Annotated in this window: 16 protein-coding genes; 1 reads left to right on the top strand and 15 read right to left on the bottom strand. The window is 47.9% G+C overall.

What is annotated here, in order from left to right:
* Positions 1 to 44: 44 nt before the first annotated feature.
* The 4 genes from bcbE to yicI form a co-directional block, all read right to left on the bottom strand.
* The gene (gene bcbE, locus AC3RCI_RS10590) at positions 45 to 1,343 is read right to left on the bottom strand and encodes a bacillibactin exporter BcbE (RefSeq protein ID WP_336779571.1); all 1,299 of its coding nucleotides are present in this window, start codon (positions 1,341 to 1,343) and stop codon (positions 45 to 47) included.
* 188 nt (positions 1,344 to 1,531) lie between these two features.
* On the bottom strand, positions 1,532 to 4,459 hold the full coding sequence (locus tag AC3RCI_RS10585) for a glycoside hydrolase family 3 C-terminal domain-containing protein (protein ID WP_492528902.1): 2,928 nt from the start codon (positions 4,457 to 4,459) through the stop codon (positions 1,532 to 1,534).
* Between the two features lie 15 nt (positions 4,460 to 4,474).
* Positions 4,475 to 5,491, bottom strand: coding sequence for a phosphotransferase family protein (locus AC3RCI_RS10580; protein WP_492528900.1), 1,017 nt, complete (start codon positions 5,489 to 5,491; stop codon positions 4,475 to 4,477).
* Positions 5,492 to 5,629: 138 nt separating this feature from the next.
* Positions 5,630 to 7,948 carry an alpha-xylosidase gene (yicI, locus tag AC3RCI_RS10575; RefSeq protein ID WP_492528898.1) on the bottom strand — a complete coding sequence of 773 codons (2,319 nt, stop codon included), beginning with the start codon at positions 7,946 to 7,948 and terminating at the stop codon, positions 5,630 to 5,632.
* A gap of 174 nt (positions 7,949 to 8,122) precedes the next feature.
* Between yicI and AC3RCI_RS10570 the strand changes: the two genes are divergently transcribed.
* Positions 8,123 to 9,037, top strand: a complete 915-nt coding sequence (locus tag AC3RCI_RS10570) for a helix-turn-helix domain-containing protein (RefSeq protein ID WP_127536348.1) — start codon at positions 8,123 to 8,125, stop codon at positions 9,035 to 9,037.
* A gap of 70 nt (positions 9,038 to 9,107) precedes the next feature.
* Here AC3RCI_RS10570 and AC3RCI_RS10565 read toward each other — a convergent pair whose 3' ends face one another.
* From AC3RCI_RS10565 to AC3RCI_RS10515, 11 genes are all read right to left on the bottom strand, one after another.
* Positions 9,108 to 10,028 (bottom strand): hypothetical protein, encoded by a 921-nt coding sequence (locus AC3RCI_RS10565; protein ID WP_492528896.1) that lies wholly within the window; start codon positions 10,026 to 10,028, stop codon positions 9,108 to 9,110.
* Between the two features lie 437 nt (positions 10,029 to 10,465).
* The gene (gene ade, locus AC3RCI_RS10560; RefSeq protein WP_492528894.1) at positions 10,466 to 12,322 is read right to left on the bottom strand and encodes an adenine deaminase; all 1,857 of its coding nucleotides are present in this window, start codon (positions 12,320 to 12,322) and stop codon (positions 10,466 to 10,468) included.
* 279 nt (positions 12,323 to 12,601) lie between these two features.
* Positions 12,602 to 14,977 (bottom strand): RNA polymerase recycling motor HelD, encoded by a 2,376-nt coding sequence (gene helD / locus AC3RCI_RS10555; protein WP_336779565.1) that lies wholly within the window; start codon positions 14,975 to 14,977, stop codon positions 12,602 to 12,604.
* A gap of 290 nt (positions 14,978 to 15,267) precedes the next feature.
* Positions 15,268 to 15,729 carry a pyridoxamine 5'-phosphate oxidase family protein gene (locus AC3RCI_RS10550; RefSeq protein WP_492528892.1) on the bottom strand — a complete coding sequence of 154 codons (462 nt, stop codon included), beginning with the start codon at positions 15,727 to 15,729 and terminating at the stop codon, positions 15,268 to 15,270.
* Between the two features lie 132 nt (positions 15,730 to 15,861).
* A complete protein-coding gene (locus tag AC3RCI_RS10545) occupies positions 15,862 to 16,926 on the bottom strand; it encodes an FUSC family protein (protein WP_095358767.1) in 1,065 nt (354 codons plus the stop codon).
* 363 nt (positions 16,927 to 17,289) lie between these two features.
* Positions 17,290 to 18,003 carry an HD domain-containing protein gene (locus AC3RCI_RS10540; protein ID WP_492528890.1) on the bottom strand — a complete coding sequence of 238 codons (714 nt, stop codon included), beginning with the start codon at positions 18,001 to 18,003 and terminating at the stop codon, positions 17,290 to 17,292.
* A 2-nt stretch (positions 18,004 to 18,005) separates the two neighbouring features.
* The gene (locus AC3RCI_RS10535) at positions 18,006 to 19,445 is read right to left on the bottom strand and encodes an NAD-dependent malic enzyme (RefSeq protein ID WP_336779562.1); all 1,440 of its coding nucleotides are present in this window, start codon (positions 19,443 to 19,445) and stop codon (positions 18,006 to 18,008) included.
* 176 nt (positions 19,446 to 19,621) lie between these two features.
* Positions 19,622 to 21,694: a beta-galactosidase gene (locus tag AC3RCI_RS10530; protein ID WP_492528888.1), complete on the bottom strand. Its 2,073-nt coding sequence runs from the start codon at positions 21,692 to 21,694 to the stop codon at positions 19,622 to 19,624.
* Between the two features lie 35 nt (positions 21,695 to 21,729).
* Positions 21,730 to 22,842 (bottom strand): glycoside hydrolase family 53 protein, encoded by a 1,113-nt coding sequence (locus AC3RCI_RS10525; RefSeq protein ID WP_492528886.1) that lies wholly within the window; start codon positions 22,840 to 22,842, stop codon positions 21,730 to 21,732.
* 38 nt (positions 22,843 to 22,880) lie between these two features.
* On the bottom strand, positions 22,881 to 23,759 hold the full coding sequence (locus tag AC3RCI_RS10520) for a carbohydrate ABC transporter permease (protein WP_062321957.1): 879 nt from the start codon (positions 23,757 to 23,759) through the stop codon (positions 22,881 to 22,883).
* Between the two features lie 29 nt (positions 23,760 to 23,788).
* Positions 23,789 to 24,679, bottom strand: coding sequence for an ABC transporter permease (locus AC3RCI_RS10515; protein WP_336779558.1), 891 nt, complete (start codon positions 24,677 to 24,679; stop codon positions 23,789 to 23,791).
* Positions 24,680 to 24,781: the final 102 nt, after the last annotated feature.

Below are 24,781 nucleotides of genomic sequence, written 5' to 3'. Positions count from 1 at the left end.
CACCAGCAAGCGCGTTTTTGTGTCTACGCATTAACGCAGTTCATTTAAAATGGACTTTTCTTTCGCCTAACGGGTACCCGTCTAGGTACATGATTCGTCTCTGCATGCTGCTCCAACTTGTTAGGGGCTTCCCCCGAGCTGGGCTGTTTTCCTTTTTCAGGCTTAACCGCAAATAATGTGAGCAGGCCACCTACCGCTCCAGTAGCTGCGATTACAATAAAAAGAATAAAATGCGATGTACCAAGGAGAAGGGATACGATCGGTGGCCCCAAAGAAACGCCAATAAAACGCATACTGCTGAACAAGGCTGTAATCGTACCGCGCTGCGCTTTGTCAACGCCTTCAGTAATAAGTGCATCAAGACATGGAAGCGTGGCACCAATCCCTACACTACCCAGAGTGAACAATCCCACCACCAGATAGATGTTATCCCAGAGCCCCATAATGATCAAAGATCCGGTCAGTATCACAAGTCCCGTAAAACCCACCCACTTCATGCGAACCTTGCTCTTGCCAATCCATTTACCTGCGAGGAAAGATGACAAGCACAGAGCCGCCAGCGGAATCGCAAGCACCAGACCTTTAAGAACACCTTTCAGCTGGTATTCAGACTCCAGCGTCTCCGACAAATAAAAAAGCACGCCAAAAATAACAAACATGCAAATTCCACCGATGGCAAAAAGTGAATATAACCAGCGGCCTTTTTCTTTTAGCACTGTACGAACGGATGAGACAAACTCGGAGAAGGTCGGTGGCTTTTCTTTTTTCTTCGGCGTTTTTACCAGAAAAATAACGAGTACCAGGGAAAGCAAACAGAGCACCGGTATGGCCATAAAAGGCAGGTACCACAGCCAAACGGCCAGTGCAGCACCCAAGATGGGACTTATGACTTTACCGAACGTATTGGATGTTTCGATGATACCCAAACTTTTGCTGACCTGCTTTTCGTCGTCAAACATGTCACCAACAAGGGGTATAACGATGGGAAAAGCTCCAGCGGCACCTATCCCTTGCAGAAGCCTTCCGCCAAGGATGGTCCAATACGCTATGCTTCCGTTGAGCATTAATGCAGCTCCGCCTGCTACCGCACCCCCAGCTGCAGCAATGATAAGGCTGGGGATGATGACCGCTTTACGTCCAAACCGATCAGACAGATACCCTGCAATCGGAATAAGCAGTATGGCAACCACTGCGTATACCGTGATAAGCATGCTTACCTTGAAAGACGATACTTTCAGTTCACGCTCAATTTGCGGAAGGATCGGAATCAGCATGGAGTTACCCAACGTCATAATAACCGGGATGGAAGCAAGTGCGACGAGGTCCCACTTTTTATCTTTCATGCCTTAACCACCTTTACGAGATCGGAAAACAACAATGTTAGTGTGGTTCGTTCGCCAATTGATTATACGGGATATGTAAAAAAGTTCAGTTACAGCATGATAAAAAAACCGTTCCGGTTTGTACAACCGGAACGGTCCATGTGTATCATTGATCGTATTGGAACATCTTTTTCACTCCGCAGCAATGATTAACATTTTAATCTGAACTGCTGAATGGCAGCGCCACCTTGGAACACAATAGTTAAATGCTCCAGTTCCTGCTCAAGTTGAAGTGGACATTGGACCGTTGTCCACTGGATGTCAGAGCGATCTTGGCCCGGTGTGGATACAGAACCATTCATGGGCACGGGACATGTTCCAAGGAGCGGCCCATCTGGCCCTCCAGAACGTATCTGCAGCTCGCCACCTTTTCCAAAAGCAGCTACCCGTGCTTCAAATGTATGCGCTCCTTGTGTTCCGTTATTCAGGAAAGCAATCCAGGACAGCTGATCTTCCTTATACAGTGGTTCTCCAGGAACAACCGCCCGAACTGCTGATCGTCCTTCCAAGCACTCGTCCAGGAGCACACCTGCATACTCATCAAAATTCTCTGCAAATGTTGGCAAGTCCAATTGGCGGGCAGGTATAACCTCCCCTTCAATCTTCATATCGGCTGTCTGGCGAATATCTTCCGAGGAGCGTCCAGCCATGATGGACCACGTCGCTGTCTCCACGCAATATCGGTCACGTGTGACATCCCAGAAGGCAAGCTTTTGAACAGGAATTTCAAAAGCTACGGTCTGCACTTCGCCAGGTGTAAGATGGATACGCTTAAAGCCAATTAATTGCTTCAACGGCCGCTTCACTCGGGATGTCTGCGGACGTCCATAGATCTGCACTACTTCATCACTTGCAACTTCTCCCGCATTTCGAACCTGCACTTCAACCTTCAATACATCAGCTCCGGATACTCCCTTAATTCGCTGAGCGTCAATTGCATTGTATTCGAATGGAGAATAAGTCAAACCATGTCCAAATGGATATAGGACGGAACCTTCATGGTACATATATGTCGTACCGTTATTAATAATATCGTAGTCCATGATATCAGGAAGCTGTGACTCATCCTCATACCAGGTCATATTCAGTCTGCCTGCCGGAGCATATGTGCCAAGAAGCACATCCGCAACCGCATGACCCAGTTCTTGTCCTGCATGGGTCAAATATACAATGGCTGGAGCTATGTCCTTCAGTTCCTGAAGTGCAAATGGATAACTTCCCACAATGACGACTACGGTATTCGGATTTGCCTTGCAAACCTCCTTGACCAGGCGGACTTGCTCAGACGGAAGCGTAAGACCAGGCCGATCAATTTCTTCCTTGCCGTTAATATAGGGACTGTTGCCGACAACGACTACAGATAGATCACTGACTTTTGCAGAAGCTGCTGCTCGCTTGATACCATCAATCTCGACATGCTTCACCAGTTGTACTGGCTCCTTCGCTCCAATCACCAAGTCATTTGCTTTCGCTGCTGCGGCTCCACCTTCTGATGGATCTGCAACGGGTGCCAAAACATGCTTGTCCTGATATTTAGCAAGTCCTAAAGGAAGACCATTCCACGTCCGCAATAAGGTGCTGTTATCGATCTCGGGATCAAATTGCACAACTTCCTTAACAAACCATCCCCCGATCTCTGGTGCAATCGCCTGATACTTGCCTTGTTCGGTTAACGTAATATAGCGATTATTCTTCACGCTTCGCAACGTATGACTTCCCCATCCCCAATCCTGATGAACGAACACAGCCTTCTCCGCACTGCCTTCCGGAACGGCTACAACGGTTCCTTCATCTCCGATCGATAATACCTGCCCTTCCTGTGTCTGGAGACTGATTCGATCATTCCCGTCTTCATAGAGGATCTCTGCATCAGTCAATCTGTTCCGTAAACCATCTAATACGGTAATTCGATATGGCAGCGTACCGCTATACCAATCGGTGAAGACTGCATCCGCGAGAGGTCCAATCACGCTTACCTTGCGAAGTGCATCCGACTTTAATGGGAGCAACCCGTCATTTTTCAACAATACAATAGACTCTGCCGCAGCTCGATAACTTAATTTGGCATGTTCCGGCGCACACAGGACGGACTCCGGTATAGACGCGTATGGATTAAGACCCGAGCGGTCCAGTTGTCCAAGACGCATGCGAACACCAAAAATGTTGCGAATAGCCCGGTCCAGATCCTCTTCCTTCAGCAAATTTCGATCAAGGGCCTCTTGCAATGCAGCTACCACCAGATCCACTTCATCGGTCAGACAATCCACACCTGCCTTCAAGGCACCTGCCGCAGATTCGGCATGCGTCGCATGGTATCCATGATAGTTTACGGTTTGCGAGAGGTCTCCCCCGTCACAGACGATAAAACCGGGCATAGCCCATTCGCCTTTAACCACATCGTTCACATAAGGACTTTCTATCGCAGGCGTGCCGTTGATGGAATTATAGGCTGTCATCATGGACAAGGCACCACCTTCAACAAACGGTGTCTCGAATGCTTTAAGATAGTACTCGCGCAAGTTTCGCGGATCTATGCTGGATGAACAATTCAGCCGGTCCTTCTCGTTATTGTTGGCGAAAAAGTGTTTCAACGTAGCTACCATTTTCAAATAAAATGAATGATTGCCCTGCATGCCTTGCACGAGAGCTGCTGACATCTCTCCTGTGAGTACAGGGTCTTCACCGTACCCTTCTTCCGTTCTACCCCAACGCGGGTCACGCTCCAGATCAACGGTTGGTGCCCACAGGGTCAAGCCGTGGCGTTCAGGTTCGCGATGGTGGTAGGCTCTGGCCTCATCCCCAATGACGGAACCAATTTCACGCATGAGTGTCGTATTCCATGTGCTTGAGAGTCCGAGAGGCTGCGGAAAAACGGTTGCTTCCCCTTTCCAAGCCACCCCATGGGCAGCTTCTCCTCCAACGTTGTATGCAGGAATCCCCAGCCGCGGGACGGCTGCTTCGCGTGTAGGAATCAGACTGATCTTCTCTTCTATCGTCAAACGTTTAATCAGGTCATCAAGTCTCTGTTTGAGTGGCAAAGCTGCATCCCACATGGGGTATTGTTCATATTCCTTCATACTTACGCCTCCTAGTTATTGGTATGGTTCAATCATCATCTTCCATTGTTCGATGAGGTCCAACGTACGTTGACAAAACTTCTGTCCGTCATGCGGCTGGTCAACCTGATATTCATGAACGTAAGCATTAAAATAAGAGGACAATATTCTATAGGCCAGCCGGCGTGCCAGTCCCTGATCAGACATATCCAGAGCTTGACCGTAACCCTCGTGAAATGCAGGCGGTGCTGTGGACAGAATGGCTTCAAACTCCCTGTCGGCAAACATGGACCGATCTCCATCAATGATGGCGGCAATGTTCAAAGCATCCTTATCCTCATGAATCAACACGTTTGATTCCCACAGATCGTTATGGACAAGTACAGGAACGGTCACCTCATCAAATAATTCGCTGTGATCCCGGAATATGCTCGTAATCTGTTCGCCAACACCCGGCATATATCCAACCTGCTCGGCTTTCCACGCTGTTTCTTCAGCAAAGGCCATCAGTACCTCGGACCAACGATCCGATCCTTGGATGGTACCGTCTCCTTGTGGCCAGCCGAAGGATTCACCCTGAATCTGATGCATGGCGGCAGTATATTTGCCCAGCTCGCGGTAGAGCTTATCCTTTTCGGGTAACGAGATCGAAGGGTGATTCAGCTGCTTGCTAGGAATAAACTCCATAAACATATAAGTTCTCGAAATGATTGAACCGCTGTTATCACACACAATGACATGGGGAGCCGGAATGCCTGCCTTCTGATAATAATCATAAACAACCGGTTCTGCTGTCATCATCGTGCGTTCAAAGGAAAACAACGGATCACTAACCTTCTCCGCTTGCGGATCTATTCTTTCTGGAGCCAAACGCAAAATCACATCTGAATAAGCAGCATGCTCCAGCAGTACCCGGTAAGTTGTATTGAAAAGTCCGCCCTGCAAGAGGGAGTACCTTTTCACTTTGGTAGCGGTTCCAAAATTCTTCTCTACCAATTGATATAATATCTCGGTTGGAATAGCCCGGTGTAAGCCTGTGGTAATGGTACTCAATTTCTTTCATTCTCCTATCTATTACTGACTATCCTCAATCACACTATGGCTTGCTGGCTGCAGCTACTTCTGCTTGCCTCCGCTGTAGACAAACAGAACGGCACCTTGCGGTACCGTCCTCTAAGTCATACTTGCAAATTACAATTGAATCGTGAGCGAGCTTACGCCTGCTGCTGCAGTTACTACGATGCCTTGTTCACCAGCTGTCTGGGATCCACCATCAACACTGGATACACTTTCGATGCCGCGAAGCACCACATTCCATGGCTTGCCTGCACCTTCAGCACGTACCTCCAGAACAGATCCATTACGGGTTACGTTTACAACCAGTTCCTGCTCAGCCTGTTGGTTCACAACAACCGCTTGCGCTGTGTTGCCATCAGCGAGCTCGAACAAGTGCAGAGAAACGTCACCAGCATAATCATAATCCGGTTTGCTATTGGTTGCACCCACTGCAATCAAACTGTTTGGTTTGATCATCATTGGCAAGGTGCGGAAGTTGTGATTCTCACGTACGAAACGGCCGCCTTGCACTTTATCACCTGTCAGGAAGTTTGTCCACGTTCCTTCTGGCAAGTAGTAAGTTACATCGCCTTCCTTATTAAAGATCGGCGCTACCAGAATCGAATCCCCAAACATGTATTGCGTATCCAGGCTGTATGTTGCAGGGTCTTCTGGGAACTCCAGCACCATGGCACGCATCATCGGAATGCCTTTTACAGTTGATTCCTGCGCAGAATTATAGAGGTAAGGCATCAGGCTGTTTTTAAGTTTGGTGAAATCACGAACAACGTCCACAGATTCCTCGTCAAACAGCCAAGGCACACGATACGAAGTACTTCCGTGTAGACGGCTGTGAGAAGACAACAGACCGAATTGTACCCAGCGTTTGTATACATCAGGTGTCGCTGTATTTTCAAATCCGCTGATATCATGACTCCAGAAGCCGAAACCGGAAAGTCCGAGTGACAGACCGCCGCGAAGCGATTCAGCCATGGACTCATACGTAGAAGAGCAGTCTCCGCCCCAGTGAACCGGGAACTGTTGACCACCTGCTGTTGCCGAGCGGGCAAACAGGGCAGCTTCATTCTTGCCAATTTTCTCTTCAAGCAATTCAAATACGGCTTTGTTATAGAGATGTGTATAGTAGTTATGCATTTTAACCGGATCAGAGCCATCAAAGTATACAACATCTGTCGGAATTCTTTCACCGAAGTCTGTCTTAAATGAATCTACACCTTGATCGAGCAGTACTTCCAGCTTGCTCTTATACCACTTCACAGCATCCGGATTGGTGAAATCAACCAGAGCCATACCAGCTTGCCACATATCCCACTGCCATACACTGCCATCAGCTGTTTTCACCAGATAACCGTTTTCCATACCTTCATCAAACAAGTAGGATTTTTCTGCAATATATGGGTTGATCCAAGCACATATTTTAAGACCTTTGTCTTTCAAACGGCGAATCATGCCTTCCGGATCCGGGAACATCGCTTCATCCCATACAAAATCAGACCATTGATATTCCTTCATCCAGAAGCAGTCAAAGTGGAATACGGAAAGTGGAAGATCACGTTCAGCCATGCCGTCCACGAAATGGTTAACGGTTGCTTCATCATAATCGGTTGTAAATGATGTTGTCAGCCACAGACCAAACGTCCATGCCGGTGGAAGGGCTGGTTTACCTGTTAATTTCGTATAGTTATCAAGTACATCCTTCGGATTGTCACCGCCGATAATGAAGTATTCCAACGTCTCGCCTTCTACGCTGAACTGCACTTTGGATACATTTTCAGATGCAATCTCATAGGATACGCGTTCAGGATGGTTTACGAATACACCATATCCTTTGCTGGACAAATAGAAAGGAATGTTCTTGTAGGACTGCTCGCTGCTTGTACCGCCGTCCTCATTCCATGTGTCAACCACTTGACCATTCTTAACAAATGGTGTGAAGCGCTCGCCCAGACCGTAAACGTATTCACCAACGCCAAGATCAAGCTGCTCGCGGAAGTATGCTTCTTTACTCGGACCTGTAATATAACCAGCCGCTCTCTGACCGCTGCCCGTAATCCGTTTTCCTTCATACAGGAAGTTGACGTCCCAGCCTTTGGTTTTGTCGATTTGAACTTCAAGATTGCCGCTTTTCAAAACAGCTCCTTGTTCATCTTGCGTGATGTCAACATTCACATCTTGATAGTTGAGTTCAAATTCAGGACTCTTTTTCACTCTTCCTTTATGGTGATTCAAGGTTACACGAATAACGTTAGGCATAGGTGAGCTGTACGTTGCTTTCAGCAATGTACCGTTCAACGTATCACCTTTGGTACGAATATATTTAGTTGCCGCATATACGGTCAACGAATCCCCTTTTTGCACAATATCACGAATGTCAGTCGGGTTTTGAATGTGGTATCCTTCACGAGTCATCCAGAATCCATCAGTAAATTTCATGTTTTCTTTCCCCCTTCGGTTATATTATAATAATATTGATATTAAACATGGTTTTCTTCCGATATTTTGACCAAATATATCACGATTTTGATATTTCCTGTCCGATTATTGAACAAGATCACCAATCTATGGAAACGATTACATTAATAATGATACCATAAAGGAGGACCTTCTATGGAACGCGAACGATTACGGGAGGACCGAATCCACGGTAATGCAATGTATCCCGTCAGTGTTTATCCGGATATTGAACAGCTTAACGGAGACAGCATTCTGGATTGCCACTGGCACGACGAGATGGAATTTACGATGGTCACTCAAGGCAGTGCCGTGTTCCAGATTGACATGAATACCGTAGAGGTGAAAGCGGGCGAGGCGATTTTTGTTAACCGTGGCGAAATTCATGCTGGCTATTTGAAAAGCGACCTTCCCTGCGTTTTTTCCTCCATCGTGTTCAGTCCGGAGCTGCTGGGCAGCCGCACCTTCGATGCCGTACAGGAGAAGTTTATCAGACCACTCGTTCATAAGACACTTATCCCTCCATTTCATATGAAGCCGGAGGATGACTGGGGCCGTGAGATCCTGCTCCATCTGCAGCGTATTTTTGCCGATCATGCGAACGGTTCTGAAACCTGTGAGATGACAACCAAAGCCTACCTGTATCTCATTTTCGCTCGTATGTTTGAACACATGCGCCCTGCACCTGTGAAAGGTACCGTCCCGACAGGCAGCCATGACAAAGTGGAGCGACTCAAATCCGTCCTTGGCTACATTCACAAGCGCTACCCTGAGCCGCTGAAGCTGAAAGAGCTGGCGGATGAGGCCAATATGAGTGAAGGACACTTTTGTCGCTTTTTCAAGCAGATGGTACAAAAAAGTCCTGTCGACTATATTAACTACTACCGTGTGCAGCAAGCCTGTTACCAGCTCGAGAACACGGATCACAAAATCGTGGATATTGCCATGGATGTTGGCTTTGAACATCTGAGCTATTTCATCACCACATTCAAAAAACACAAAAATACCACCCCCTCGCAGTATCGGAAAATGTTTTATGAAAAGGTGGCTATGGAGCCTGCACTTATATGAAGCAAAAAAGGTGCCTACAGCAATTCTGCTGCAAGCACCTTTTATTTTTTTGCTATGCCTAGTAGAGCATTTATTCTTTCAGCGTTTTCCAAGAAGTATATTCATGAATAGAGAATCCCTTAAATGAGGAGTGCTCTCCCGCCAACTTCTCCACCAGCTTCAGTTGAGATTCCATGTACACTGAACCTTCTTCATAAAATGTAATGAAGTTGCCTTCCTTGCTCTGCTTCGTCTCTACGGCAATAGAGATCGTTTTGCCCAGCTGGGAAGCCTCTGCAAGCTCGTTCTTGGCCACGTCATAGATTGCTGCAGCCGTATCGCGGTATGCCATAATCGTGATCGCATCAAATTGGCGGATCATCCAGCTGCTCACAGCCATCGTTGAACCTGGAATCTTGTAGTTATCCAGCCAGAAAGGCAAATCTGCTGCCACAGGCATATTCATCAGGGCAGCGCGGTCAACGATGTATTGAACATTCCCTTGCCACTGGGTAATGACGCTGGCCTGATTGGTTTTCCACTCCGGATGCACATGCGGTTCAATATCAAGATGAATGCCGGCAAATTTCTCGTCAGGTTCTACGGAATCCTGATAGGCTTCAATCCAGTCGAGGAAACTTGCAATTTGCTCTCTGCTTTCGGTTAGCCCCCAAGCCGCTCTTCCATCCATCACATCGACAGCGATATTATAAGCTCTGGCCTTACGAATGAAATCTGTATAGTAGGGTATCTTCACATCACGATTGATCTGCAGATAGACCGTGTTGATATCATGATCCACGGCAAATTTCAGCACCTCTTGTGGATTTTTCTCGATCTGAGTGGTATCCCATACCCAAGTCGCTCTAATTGGTCCTTCCACGTTGCCATGGATCGATTCATAACTTTCTACAGAACCCTGTGCAATGGTCTTGGATGAGAACGTGACACCCGCAATCAGGACCAGACAGCTGATGATCTTAATAAAATGAAACCCCCGCTTGCTTTGCATATTTGTACACTCCCCTTGTAATTTACCGCTCCATCGTCGTAGTACGGAAGAATGTTTGTCGTTTTACCCTTCATTTTATGAATTAGATAACTATTCGTTTATGCATTTGCTTTCATATGCAATATCATCTTCTGGACTTACGACGAAAGAATCATATAAGATTATTTCGGGAATTCACACTTCTGTATTCATAGTTCTAAAGTCTCATTTATTAAAAAGATTTTAATTTATACAGAAAATTTCCACAACTTCTGTCGTTATTGCCATATACGAATGACCAACAGAAGACCTAGGAAGCGTTTTCTCTAAAAAGAAACAAAAAAAGCCGCCATAAAGGCGACTTCCGTCTTACATAGAAACATTCATCCATCTATCTTTGTCATTTCTGTTCATCACGTTCTTACAAACCAGCTAGCATGAGAAAACATACTCCCAGGTTATGATCCAGTAGGGGTAATTGGGCTGCTTTCCGTTGTCTCGTCAAATAACGTCACCAGCTCAATTCCGTCTGCCGAGATCCGTACTAACCCCTTATCCGATAAACGCAGCTCAGGAATAACGACCAGAGCAAGCAGGGAAAGTGTCATGAAGGCATTATTCAGAGTACAGCCTGCCGATTGCAGTGCTTCGCTGATTGCAGCAGATTGTGCAGCGACTTCTTCAAAGGGCTCGGTGGACATTAATCCTGCGATCCGAAGTGGAAACTCGGTTACACCTTCATCCGTAATCACGGCAACCCCGCCTTGCATGCGAATTACCCGATTACCTGCCTCCGCCATCAAGGTATCATCGTTACCGATAACGAGAAGATTGTGACTGTCATGAGCTACTGTCATCGCAATGGCTGCAGGGCGTGTGAATCCAATGCCGCCTACAAGTGCAACTGCCTTGTTACCGGTTTGCTTATGCCGTTCCAGTACTGCAATTTTGCAGATATCCCCCGTTTTGGAAACAGCTACCTTACCGTTTTGCACAGGTACAGGAACATGTCTTTCTTTCGTATCCACATGGTTTTCGGTCACATGAATGATTTTGGCCCCAATGGCTCCCTCGGCAATCGGCGCTTGCAGTTCCATATCTTTCGGCTGAATATTAGCTTCCAGCTTCACCGTATTCAACGCTTCCTCCGGATAAGTGAAGCTATCCCAGACGGCCGTCATCTTCCCATTCTCTGCGACAACATGCCCGGCAGCAATCGTCATGCCAACACGCACATCTGCCAGTCGGCCATCCAGTAAGATAATATCAGCTATATTGCCAGGGATAACGGCCCCAATATCACGAGCCACACCGAAACGTTCCGCTGTGTTTATCGTTGCCATTTGGAAGGCAGTCACGGGTTTGACCCCCTGCGAGATAGCCAGTCGGACGACGAAATCCATGTGTCCTTCTTTGAGCAGCGATTCCGAACTCCGATCATCGGTCACCAGCATCATTCGGCGAGTATCCAGTCCGAGTTCGGTACAGGCTTTGATCGTTTCGGCCACATCATGCCACGCTGATCCCTGCCGCATTTTGGCATACATGCCAAGTCTCAGACGCTCCACGACATCTTCCTTCGTCACACATTCATGGTCTCCAGTCACTCCGCTTGCCGCATAAACAGGTAAACGCCAGTCATCCGCTGCCCAGGTAAAGTGACCGTCCGCCACCTTGCCAGCCCGCAGCGTAGCCTGGATTTCTCCTATCATCGTTTCATCCCCGTATACGACACCCGGGAAGTTCATGACCTCACCAAGCCCAATCATGTCAGGGCCCCAGGAGAGAGCCTCAGCCACTTCCTCAGGCCCGATATAAGCTCCTGTCGTCTCCAAACCAGGATGTGTTGAAGGCACACAGGAAGCCACCTGCATATAGGCTGCGAGCGGCGTCGTTCTCGCTTCATCCAGCATAAGCCGCAGACCCTTGAGTCCGAGTACGTTGGAAATCTCATGCGGGTCAAAAAAACCACCGGTTGTACCGGAAGGCAGTACGGCTCTCGCAAACTCCGTCACCTTCATCTGCGTGCTCTCAATGTGGCAATGTCCGTCCAGTAATCCTGGAGCAATGTATTTCCCTTTTGCTTCAATAATACGTGTATGCTCTCCGATGGTATGACTCACATCTTTGCCAACATAAGCAATCCGAGCTCCCTGCACCGCAACGGACATATCCGGCAAAATTTCACCCGAGATGACATTAACCAGCGTCCCGCCCCGAATCACTAATGTTGCCTTCATATCTCCTCGCGCTGTTGCTACCAGATCAGGCACACAATCTGCCATTAATGGCCGTTCAAAAGATGGTTTGTTCATGCCATTGCCTCCTTCATTCATTAACGATCCCAAAAAAATATATTGTTACGATTATATGAGTCCGCACGGCATGTGTAAAGAAAATTCCCACCAATTGTGCATGAGTACAAATTCAAGCTCAATAATTATCCACGGAACTAAACCCATTCATTCTTATGTCAGGAATCGTTATCCAGCCTTGCTCTTCCACTGCGTTTATCATATTCAAAACCTTACCCTACATAGAAAGACTCCCGTTCTAGGGAACGGAAGTCTTCTCATATAAAAGGATCACCTTGTTTAATCTGTTTGAGCCGCAGATACATGGTTAATGGCATATAATTGCTGCGGTTGTGAGGTTATGAACGGACTTGGTTTACCAAGGCTGTACACATGGAGCAGGTGCATCGCTCGGGTACACGCCGTATAGAACAGTTTGCGCTCGTGCTCCTGCGCATATTGTTCTGCTGAACCGTCATAGATCAGCACTGCATCAAACTCCACCCCTTTTGCAAGGTATGCCGGTATGACATGCACACCCCGTTCGAAGGCAAGTGTTGTCTTCTTAATCAATTTCGGTGCAGCAGGCAGTACGCGGCTTAACGCCTCATGAACTTCCTTGCTCTCTTCCGCCGTCTTACAGATTACCGCAACCGATTCATACTCTTCCTGAATGAGATGGCTAAGATCCGCTGCAATCTTCTTCATATGCTCCTCCGTATTGGATGACACAATGACTGCCGGCTTCTCGCCGCTGCGATTGAACGGAATAATCTCTTCCCCACCGGGAACCATCCCCCTTGTAAACTCCACAATCTCCTGTGTTGAACGGTAGCTCCGCGTGAGTTCGATCACTTCGGTATTCTCTGGTCCATACAGATTTGTGAGTGGTCCAGTCCCACGAAGTACTGAAGAATGGGCGTAGATCGCCTGATTAAAATCACCCAAGGCCGTTATTTTCGCCCGTGGAAACAGTCTTTTCATGAAAGCCAGCTGAAACGCAGAATAATCCTGTGCCTCGTCAATAATCACATGTCTTATATTCGAGTTGATATGGAACCCAAGCAGCAGCTCCCGCAAATACAGATAAGGGGTAATATCCTCATAAGCCAGTTCCTGTACTTTCATTCGGCGAAGGGTCATGCTACAGATTTCATCCCAGTGGGCAGGCAGTGCCTCGCCTTCCAGCAGACGAATCATCTGTGCCTGGTCCTGGAACAGATGCGCATACAACTGGCGAATATCCACGAATCGCAGCGATTTGATCCACTTCCGCAATGGCTTGAGCCGATCACTAACCACCATGCGGGCCAAGATCTCCCGTTCCTGTGCAAAATCATCGAATGTATCCACTTTCCCCTTTTGTTTGCGCTTCAGCCGCTGATAAGCACGCTGCAGATCTTCCGGTTCCATCAGATCCAGCTGCTGATCAACCCAAGGTGCTTCCAATTCACTTTTGCCAAAGGCCGACAATTCCTTCAGCATCCAGTCCCGCAGCATTTCCAGACGATTCACCAGCTTCACGGATGACCCGAAGCTGTAGAATTTCTCAGCCATCGCCTCCGCTGTGACAACCGCCTGTCCCTGGAACCGCACCGGTTTGAATTTCATGCCTTCCGACATCAGGCTGTCCTTGAATTGCGTAATCACTTTCAGGAAGGCTTCGGAAGACTTGAAGCGGATGCCTGACATGCGCGCCGTGTATCCTGGATCCTCCATATTGGAGAGGACGTATTCAAGCTGAATGAATGGATCCTCCAGCTGATATTCGCGGCCAAGCCTGCGTTCCAGGTACTCCTGAAACGTCGTTTGCAGCATATTTTCTTCCCCAAGCTCAGGCAGTACCGTGGAGACGTAACTGTTGAACATCGGGTTCGGTGAAAAGAGCACCATCTGATCGGCCTGCAAATGCTCGCGATACTTGTATAGAAGGTAGGCTACACGCTGCAATGCAGCTGACGTTTTCCCGCTGCCGGCTGCTCCCTGCACAATCAGCATACGTGTACGGTCATTACGGATAATTCGGTTTTGTTCCTTTTGAATGGTCGCCACAATGCTTTTCATCTGTGCATCCGATGTACGGCTCAGCACCGCCTGAAGAAGTTCATCTCCAATGGTAACCCCGGTATCGAACATAAAACGGATGCGCCCATCCCGAATGACAAACTGTCGTTTCATTTCGATATCGCCACTGATTTCCCCGCTTGGTGTATGGTAAGTAATTGGTCCGGGGGCACCATCGTAATATAGATTGGATATCGGCGCTCGCCAGTCGTAGACCAGGAAGGACTCTTCCTTCTCATCCAGCAGTGAGGCAATACCCAGATAAATCCGCTCTGCTTGCGGATAACCGTCTTCCTTAAAATCGATACGTCCAAAATAGGGCGAGTGATGCAGTCGTTTCATTTTGTCCAGCGCTGCTGCCGTATTCAGATGACTGCGCTCCCGATCAGACAGGACCTGCGATTGCTGCCGCATGCTGGTCGATGTTTCCCCAACATCATCCGCCTCACTGAAGTTCATGGTGACTTCATCCCAGAAGTCCTTTCTCATCTCCACAACTTCATCCCGGAAAGACCCAACCTCCTTTTCAAGGTCGGTTATTTTCCGCTCGATCTGATCGGTTACGATGTCTACTCGCTGCTGCTCCTCGCTCCATTGCTGGTCAGTACTCATATGTTAATACGCCCCTCTTTCCCCGGATTGTGTCCTCAAAAGCCCATTTGACAAGCCCGAAAAGGCTATGGTATAATTAATTAGAAAGTAAACATTTTAATTTTATGTTAATTTGTTCTAATTTTCTGAAAACCATTTTTTATTGTACCAGTGACAGCGTCCCGATGCAAGCGGAGGCGTTTTTTGTTGTTTCCACCCTTAAATACTAACCTTATATACTAAGGGCATCGTTCCAATAGACCTCTTTATTATTACCCTTGAAATGGATGAATATAGATATGGTTCGTCTTCTAATGACGCAATTCTGCAATCGACTCTTTCCATCTTGATATGGATGCTGCTTCGTCTTTTAGTTGAAACGTGATGCCTGTGGTGATGTCAGCATACGGAGCACGATCCACGCGTACGCCCGTCACTCGAGCCTCATACCGATCTCTAGGATGAATAGCTTCCTTCAATGGAGGAAGTGCTCTGATCTCCAAGCGCACATACAGCAACTTATGCTCATGTACGGCAATCAAGGTAGCCTTGCCTGTTCTGTTCATATTCATACTTGTTTGTGTCCCTGGCCATAATGCGAGTCTAAGTGTATTTGGGTTCATAGCAATGATCTCCCCCACACTAATCATGGCCTGATGCGGCCATCCATCCTCTGACACGGTTAGCAGCTGCATGGCCTCATGCTGTTTCTCCTCCAATTGATCACCACTCAGCCATTCAACAAATTCTGGATTAAGATGTTTATCGTTCATATTATTCTCCCTCGGTTCACTAAGATGACCTTTATCCGTTAGTTATGTATACAAAACAACCCGGACACAGTTGTCCGGGCTGCACGTTGTATTTCTATTGTATCTGATTGGGAAGCCTGTGTGCAATTGCTGTTAAGGCCACTTAAGCCAGTTCAGGATCTTATCCTGTGATTCGTTGTCTTCCGTGGAGCTATGCACATGTTCGGCAAGCCTGTTGAGCCGTTCCAGCTGATATCCGTAATCGTATATTGCTGCAGCAACGATAGATAGTCTCAGCATGCCTTCCTGATCGATATCAAACTGGGAAATGGCTTGTTCCATGAACCGATCATTATCCAATATAAACTGTGCTGCCTCTTCCCCGTTTGGCTTCAACTTATCCTCGAATTTGAGCAGGGCGTGCTCGTGGAATTTAATGACCAATTCGAGATGTGTATCAAAAAACTGATCCATCTCCGGCGTCCGCTGTGCCTGGAAATAATGCCGCTCCACGGAATCCAGCACGTCATACCCTTTTTGCAGGCTCAGCAGCATTTGTTTATATACAACCATCTGCCGCGTCTCGCTGAATTTGGAACGCTTCATTTTCTTCTGTTCTTCCTCAAACAAATTGTACTTATCCGAGAGCGATTTGATGGAACCACCCAGACTGCCCTTCTCATCCCTGAAAACGACTTCCTTGATCTCATCCGAGATGGACGTGCGTAAAAGCAGGGACATGCTGTTGAACACATTCTGGATCTGCTTCACAAACTGCACCTTGGGCTTAGGCGGGAATACCGTGATATTAATGAGAAACGCGGATACAATACCAACAAGCGTCAGCAGGAACCGGTTCAATGCAAAGTGCCAGTCACCTGAAGCTTCCATAATGGAAACGACGGTAACTAGAGTCAGCCCTACAGTTTCACCCATATTCAGTTTAAGACAAATCATAATAACAAGCACAATGATCAATCCCACTGCGATTGGCTCATTGGACAATACCATACCGCCCAAGAGGGCAACAATGGCTCCAAGCGTAGTTGTCTGCAATTGATCCAGGAAATACTTCCAGGAACGATAGATTGATGGCTGCATCGCGAAGATGGCAGCTATGGCAGCCGGTACCGGTGACTGCGGATTCAAGAACATGCTCAGGTACAGAGCAAGCGTTACCGCAATTCCTGTCTTAAGCACGCGTGCTCCAAACGACACGGTAACCCCTCCTTACCTGTACTCTCATTTTGAACTAAACCATTAATAATCATTATTACCCCGTATTTCTTTTTTTGTTGAATTATTTTGATCCAATACTCCACTTTTTCATCCATTAACGATAACAGCAGCTCCTTTTAATGTTCCGTAGCCATGTAACTTCAACATAATTTTTATCAGAACGACTTATTTTACCACGGACGCTATGTGGTTACCATGTGATTCCTCATAATGTTTATTTCACAAGATTAGATAACCTGTTTTCTTGCAAAAAAAAGCAAACCTTTGGAATGTGGTATTTACCACCACCAAAGGTTTGCTAGTATATGGGTTTGGTTATCGTTTCACCAAGTCCAAGGGTGCTTAACGATCTGTCCCTTCCCACTCCCGCTTGAACTGCTCCACGAACTCCACCATAAACGCATGGCGCTGCTCGGCCAGTTCCTTGCCATAGGATGTATTCATGAGATCCTTCAGTTTAAAGAGCTTCTCGTAAAAGTGATTAATTGTCGTGCTCCGTCCATTTCGATATTCCTCCCGGGTCATCTGCTCCCGCGGCGGAAGGGCTGGATCATACATTTCACGGCCTCGCGCTCCTGCAAAAGCAAACGTGCGTGCGATACCTATGGCCCCCATCGCATCCAGTCGGTCTGCATCCTGCACGACTTGAGCTTCCAGCGAAGAGACAGCCGGACGCTGCCCTCCTGCGAAGGAGATCGTGCTGATGATGTTAACAACAGCTTCCCGGGTGTCCGGTTCAAGCTGCTGATCATCCAGCCATCGATTCAGCTTCTCCATCCCGGCTTCCAGACTTTCGTTCAGTTTCTCATCCGGCACATCATGCAGCAGTGCAGCCAGCTCACAGACAAAAGGGTCTGCTCCCATTCGATGGGCAAGCTCAACAGCAAGCGCCGTAACTCGTTCAATATGCGGCCAATCATGACCGTCCGTATGCTTCCCGGCTTCCCCCTGGACAAAGGCTCGGGCGGCTCCAAGGATGGCCTCTCTGGCAGATGTACCATCTACATGCTCAGGATGTCCGGATATATTCATTGTCAGACTGGATTTGTCGTCCACGATTACTCTTCCCCGCCTTCTCGGGCCTGTTCACGCGGCACACGCCGGGCAACACCAGTTCTCACTGCCGCTTCAACTACACGCTTACGGATCGACTTGACCACCTTATCATTGAATACGCTTGGAATAATATAATAACGTGTACGTTCCTCATCCGAGATGGCAGAAGCAATGGCCTTCGCGGCTGCGAGTTTCATTTCTTCATTAATCTCCGTCGCACGGCAGTCCAGAACTGCTCTGAACATCCCCGGGAAACAAAGCACGTTATTAATCTGATTCGGATAATCCGAACGGCCTGTAGCCATGACGGCCACGATATCCTCCGCCACAGCCGGCATAATCTCCGGTACCGGGTTTGCCATCGCAAATACGATAGGGTCCTCAGCCATGGATTGCACATCTTCACGGGTTAACAGATTGCCACGGGATAATCCGATAAACACGTCTGCTCCTCGAATAACATCCCGCAATGAACCCGACTCCAGCTCCGGATTGGTTCGCGAAGCATAATCACTCCATACCTCATTTTCATAGGTTTGTGTCCGTACAATCGCTCCCTCACGGTCAACACCGATTAACCGGCTTGCTCCAGCGGACAGGAGAATATTGCTGCAGGCCACCCCTGCGGCGCCAATACCACAGACAACGATCTTCACATCGTTAATGGATTTGCCGACAAGTTTGAGCGCATTAATCAGACCGGCATATAACACAACTGCGGTACCATGCTGGTCATCATGAAACACGGGAATGTCCAGTTCCTCATTCAGTCTTCGTTCAATTTCAAAGCATCGCGGAGAGGAGATATCCTCCAGATTAATACCGCCAAAAGCAGGTGAAATCGCTTTCACCGTACGGATGATCTCCTCGGTATCCTGTGTATCCAGGCAGATAGGAAATGCATCCACACCGGCAAACTGCTTAAACAGCATAGCCTTTCCTTCCATAACCGGCATCGCTGCGCGAGGTCCAATGTTCCCCAGTCCGAGCACGGCACTGCCATCGGATACAACGGCCACCGTGTTCCGTTTGATGGTCAGCGAAAATGCCTTGCCCGGTTCATCGGCAATCGCCGAACATACACGAGCCACATCTGGTGTATAAACACGTGACAAGTCTTCCCGGTTATGAATCGGCGTTTTGGGAGTGACTTCGATTTTGCCGCCAAGGTGCAGCAGAAACGTGCGGTCAGACACGTTAATAATGGACACACCTTTGAGCTGGCGTACCGCTTCTATGATTTTGCTGTTATCCTGCGCATCCGTTACCGCAACTGTCAAGTCGCGCACACTCACATCCTGATTGGTCGAAATCACGTCGATGGCAATGATGTCTCCCCCAGCTTCCGAGATGGCCGAGGCCACTTCGCCAAACTTGATATCTTTCGTTGTCATTTCCAGCCGAATAATAATGCTGTTGCCGTCCAGATTTCTCTGATTCATTCCAATTCCTCCCAGACTGAAAGTCTTGAGTTGCACGTTACCTGTTTCTCTTCGCTGTACATGCACTCTTTTCCTTTATCTTGTCCAGAAAAAGTGACAACTGCTACATGACTTTATACAAAAAAAGACCGCCCTTACGTCTGATCTGACGTGTAGGACGGTCTTTCTCATGTATCTTATTTTCGTGCGGCCGGTCTTCTCAAGACACGAATGTCATACGGCTGCAGATCCAACTGAGCATGAACTTCATCGCCATGTAGCAGGTCCGTATAAGATTGCTTATCCAGTTCAAGCTGCTTGGTTTCCGGCGTATAGTTCTGTACAAATACATAATCGGATGTACCATCAGTTCGCAGATGCGCAGTGACTCCTGCAGGAAGTTTGGTATCGAGTGCACGTTCAATTCCCAGATCGACAATGAGCTTGCCATAGAAATCATCGTAGAACGGTGCAGTGAAACGCGTTGCGATATAATACGCTTTACCCGACCCCAATCGGTTAACGGTCAATGCAGGTCGTCCGGCATAAAAGTCTGAACGATAGGTTGCCAGCGTCTCCGCACCTTCCAGATGGACAAGATCACATAATTCGATGGCATCGTATTCAGTCTGCAGACCGAGCTCGTTTCCGCTCACAGGAATCGCCCCATTCTGATCCCGGTCATGCAGCCCGTCGATCTCTTCAGACCAGATCCCAAACGTTTTGCGAAGCGGACCGGGGAAACCTCCCAGGAAGCATAGGTCATTCTCATTGACGATCCCTGACCAATAGGTTCCAACGAATGTACCGCCATTTTCAACAAATCGCTCAATCCGTTCGCCTACACCTTCCCGCACAAGGTAGAGCATCGGTGCGATCAGCAATTTGTACTTGGATAGATCGGCTTCCATATCGATCACGTCCACAGGTACTCCTTTTTTCCAAAATGCATCATAATGCCACTCTACCGTTTGCTCATACTTCACGCCAATATTACGTGGTCCCTGGGAATCCTTCACTGCCCAGCGGTTCTCCCAATCGAAAATGATGGCCACTTCTGCCGGTACGGACGTGCCTACAACCGCTTCCATTCCTTCCAGAGCCGTGCCTACGTCCGTCACATCCTTGAACACACGGGTGTGTTCATGTCCAACATGATCCACGACAGCACCATGCAGCTTCTCGCTGGAGCCTCTGCTCTTTCTCCATTGGAAGTACTGCACACTATCCGAACCATGCGCTACCGCTTGAAGAGAAGACAGCAGATGCATGCCTGGACGTTTCAGCTTGCTGGTCTCCTGCCAGTTCGTAGAACTTGGCGTACTCTCCATCAGCAGGAACGGCTGCCCACCTTTGATAGAACGAACGATGTCATGCATCATTGCTATTCTGGAGGCCTGTTTATCTTCCTCGTCCGCATCATGCCATGTCGGATAGCTGTCCCAGGACAGGAAGTCCAGAATGTCGGCAAATTTCCAGTAGTTCAACCCTTCATAAAATTCCATCAGATTGGTCGTTACAGGCAGATCCGGATTACTTGCTTTGAGCGGTTTTGTTTCATGCACAATGAAGTCTGCTGTCTGATCCGTAACGAAGCGGCGCCAGTCCAGATTCATGGCATGCACCTGTGTCTCACCATGCGGCGAAGGCGATTCCACCTGACTCCAGTCTGTAACCGTATGGCTCCAGAACGTAGTCCACCAGGAATGATTCAATTCATCAAGCGTGCCATATTTATTTTTCACCCAGCCGCGAAAAGCCTCCTGACAATAATCACAATGGCAATCGCCGCCAAATTCATTGGAAATATGCCAGCCGATAATCGCAGGATGCTTCGAATAACGTTCGGCGAGTTTGGTATTGATCGCCGTTACCTTTTCCCGGTATACGGGAGATGTATAACAATGATTATGACGGAAACCGTGCAGGTTGCGAACCCGATTGGCTCCTACACGCAATACTTCCGGGTACTTGGCGGACATCCATGCAGGTCTTGCACCGCTCGGCGTCGCAAGAAAGGCGTAGATTCCATTCGCTGCAAACGTATCCAAAACACGATCCAGCCATTCAAAGGTGTATACTCCTTCCTCCGGTTCAAGGGATACCCACGAGAAGATGCCAATGGACATCACGTTGCACTTGGCAAGCTTCATCAGGCGGATATCTTCTTCCAGCACCTCAGGATATTTGAGCCATTGCTCCGGGTTATAATCTGCACCATGCAGCATGTGCGGCACCTTCGTACTTACAGGTGGATATTTATAAATCATATTTCGAGTCTCCTTATCCTTATGTTAATAGCTCTCTATCTGATTAATGCCGAGCCCTTCGGTGTATCCGTTTCAAATTCTTCCGAAGTTACATCAGCCTTCAAAGCTGTAAACGATTCCAATTTGCGGCCTTTAAAATCAAACATCGTCAAATTGCCCCAGTTGTTCGGATGTCCAACAGACCATTCCGGCTTACTCGGGATCCATGCAGGCTCCCAGTAGTAAAAACCTTGACCCAATCCTCCCGGAACCTCACGAATAATCTGAAGTAAGTCCTGCAGGTAGCGCGCTTGGCCTTCCACACTTGCCGGATAACCTGGCAGCAGCAGATCTTCCTGATTCAGAATCCACTCGTGATCTTCGGGTTGTTCCAATGTCCAGGGATAAGCGGTCTCAACCACGTTAATGGGCTTGCCGTATCTGGCGGCCAGGTCATGCAAATTGTCACGCAGCGCGTCCAACGTTCCATGCCACCAGGGATAGTACGAGAGTCCAATCGTATCGAACTCCACGCCAAGCGCTTCGAAACGGTCGTAAAACTTTCGGCTTTCCACGTTATCCCCGCCACGATCAATATGGATCATGATGTTGATATTGGAATCAACGGATTTAACAGCAGCAATACCGTACTTCACCAGGCCTGCAAAACGTTCCCACTGTTCGTCGGTGTCATGCTCTTCACCGCTCACCCGTCCTTCATCCCACAGCATGCCTGGGGTAATTTCATTCCCGACCTGTACCATGTCAGGCAGCGCGTCATGTTCTTTTAACGTGCGAAGCACATCTGCTGTATAGGTGCACACCGCCCGTTGAAGCTCTTCATAAGACAGATTCTCCCACGCTTTGGGCTTCCACTGGTTGGCTGGGTCTGCCCAGCGATCCGAGTAATGGAAGTCGAGGAGAAATTGCAGCCCTTGTTCTTTGATCCGTTTGGCAATCGTTACGGTTCGCTCCAGATTGCAGAATCCTCCGACAGGATCGTTCCAGATCCGCAGTCGAATCGCATTGGCACCGTTCAGCTTCAGGATGGACAGCAGGTCCTGTTCCTTGCCGTCCGTGTCGCTGTAGCTCCCTCCATGCTGTTCAATTTCATCCATAAAAGACACATCCATTCCAAGAATGAATGGCTTATTCTCCAAGTTGCTCACTTGTTCAACCTCCATTGGATTAGATTTAGCAACCAGGCTCAGCCTTTAACTGAACCCAGTGTCATGCCTTTAACAAAGAAACGCTGCAGGAACGGGTACACAATCAGAATTGGGGCGCTTCCGATAAAGATTTGTGCAGCTCTTACCGTGGTTTGAGAAATGGTCTCCATCTCTTTCGGGTTCATGGCCATCGTACTCATATCACGTTTGATAATGACGGTCTGCATGAAAGTAGCCAGAGGATAATCCTTAGCATTGTTCATATAGAGCAATCCGTCAAACCATGAGTTCCAGTGGAACACCATACTGAACAGTGCAATGGTTGCGATCGATGGCATGGAAATCGGCAGGAAAATACTGAACAACGTTCTGAAGTGATTCGCTCCATCCATCAACGCCGCTTCCTCAAGCTCTTTCGGAATACCCCGGAAGAAGTTTAGCATCAGAATAACGAGGAATGTATTAACAGCTCCCGGCAGCACCAGCACCCAGAAGGAATCCATTAGGCCGATTTTCTGAATGACCATATAGAAGGGAACCAGCCCCCCATTGAAAATCATACTAAAAACGAAAATCCATGAATAGACGGTTCTTCCTTTAAATTCATTATTTTCTTTCGACAACGGGTACGCCGCCAAAAAGGTAATCAGCAACGTAATTCCCGTACCAATAACGGTCCGCAGCAAGGAAATCCAGAGTGAGTTTAGGAAAATCGGATTATTCATCGTTTTTTTGTATGCTTCAAGTGAGAATCCTACCGGCCAGAGGCTGACGAGGTTGGCGTCTGCGGCAGCCTTGTTACTGAAGGATACAGCCAGGACATGAATCATCGGTACAATACACATAATGGCAACCAAAATGAGAAAACAAATATTAATGACGTTGAACACGCGATAAGGCGTTGATTTATGATACATCGTGGTCCCTTCTTTCTCCGTTCATTCGATTAGAATATACGATATCCGGCGTATTTTTTGGCTAGGCTGTATGATACAAGGATCAAGATCATGCTGATGACTGATTTAAACAATCCAATTGCGGTCGCGAAGCCCATCTCTCCATTTTCCAGCGCCGAACGATATACGAATGTATCAATAATGTCGCCCGTTTGATATACGAGCGGGTTGTACAGGTTGAAAATCTGATCGAACCCGGCGTTAAGCACGTTGCCCAGTGCCAGTGTTCCAACCACCATCAGCATCGGTACAAGAGACGGGATGGTAATATGCAGCGTCTGCTTCCAGCGACCCGCTCCGTCAATTTCTGCTGCTTCATACAGCGCCGGGTTAATGCCGGCAAGGGCAGCCAGGAAGACAATCATGTTATAGCCGAATTCCTTCCACACATCCGTTAGAATGATCGTTGGTCGGAACCAGCTGTTATCGCCAAGGAAGAAATATGGCCCAAGTCCGAATGCCCCGAGTACCCGGTTCACCAGTCCTCCGGTGGATAACAGATCAATCAGAATTCCGCCCAGGATGACCCAAGACAAGAAGTGAGGCAGATACACCAAGGTTTGAATCGTTCGCTGGATCGCCATCTTGCGAACCTCATTGAGCAGAATCGCGAACACAAACGGGACAAACAAGTTAAAAATGAGTTTTAGCACAGCAATGATCAATGTATTCCAAATGACTTGCAGGCTGTCCTCGCGTTCAAATAAATATCTAAAATTATCAAGCCCGACCCACTCCGAGCCGCTGATGCCGAGCCATGGTTTGTAGTTCTGAAATGCCATAACAATTCCGCCCATAGGCACATAACTGAATATAATCAGAAAGATGATAGCTGGCAGCAGCATTACGTGAAATGGCCAAGTTCGTTTCAAAGTTCTCATGATTGCTCCCCCTGTAATTCTTCCTACTCAAGGCTTCCTGAGTGGCTTATACTGCGATTATATCAATCGTTTGCATAGGTCAAACAGCACATAAAAGCAATA

Source organism: Paenibacillus sp. MT124 (assembly GCF_058792755.1).
Note: the sequence above shows the minus strand (reverse complement) of the source record. Positions and strands in the feature narration are given on the sequence as shown.

Coding starts and splice junctions, on each gene's coding strand:
- AC3RCI_RS10515 (WP_336779558.1), bottom strand. CDS start 24,679: ATGAGAACTTTGAAACGAACTTGGCCATTTCACGTAATGCTGCTGCCA.
- helD (WP_336779565.1), bottom strand. CDS start 14,977: ATGAGTACTGACCAGCAATGGAGCGAGGAGCAGCAGCGAGTAGACATC.
- AC3RCI_RS10565 (WP_492528896.1), bottom strand. CDS start 10,028: ATGCAAAGCAAGCGGGGGTTTCATTTTATTAAGATCATCAGCTGTCTG.
- AC3RCI_RS10570 (WP_127536348.1), top strand. CDS start 8,123: ATGGAACGCGAACGATTACGGGAGGACCGAATCCACGGTAATGCAATG.
- AC3RCI_RS10520 (WP_062321957.1), bottom strand. CDS start 23,759: ATGTATCATAAATCAACGCCTTATCGCGTGTTCAACGTCATTAATATT.
- bcbE (WP_336779571.1), bottom strand. CDS start 1,343: ATGAAAGATAAAAAGTGGGACCTCGTCGCACTTGCTTCCATCCCGGTT.
- ade (WP_492528894.1), bottom strand. CDS start 12,322: ATGAACAAACCATCTTTTGAACGGCCATTAATGGCAGATTGTGTGCCT.
- AC3RCI_RS10585 (WP_492528902.1), bottom strand. CDS start 4,459: ATGAAGGAATATGAACAATACCCCATGTGGGATGCAGCTTTGCCACTC.
- AC3RCI_RS10535 (WP_336779562.1), bottom strand. CDS start 19,445: ATGAATCAGAGAAATCTGGACGGCAACAGCATTATTATTCGGCTGGAA.
- AC3RCI_RS10550 (WP_492528892.1), bottom strand. CDS start 15,729: ATGAACGATAAACATCTTAATCCAGAATTTGTTGAATGGCTGAGTGGT.
- yicI (WP_492528898.1), bottom strand. CDS start 7,948: ATGAAATTTACTGATGGATTCTGGATGACTCGTGAAGGATACCACATT.
- AC3RCI_RS10530 (WP_492528888.1), bottom strand. CDS start 21,694: ATGATTTATAAATATCCACCTGTAAGTACGAAGGTGCCGCACATGCTG.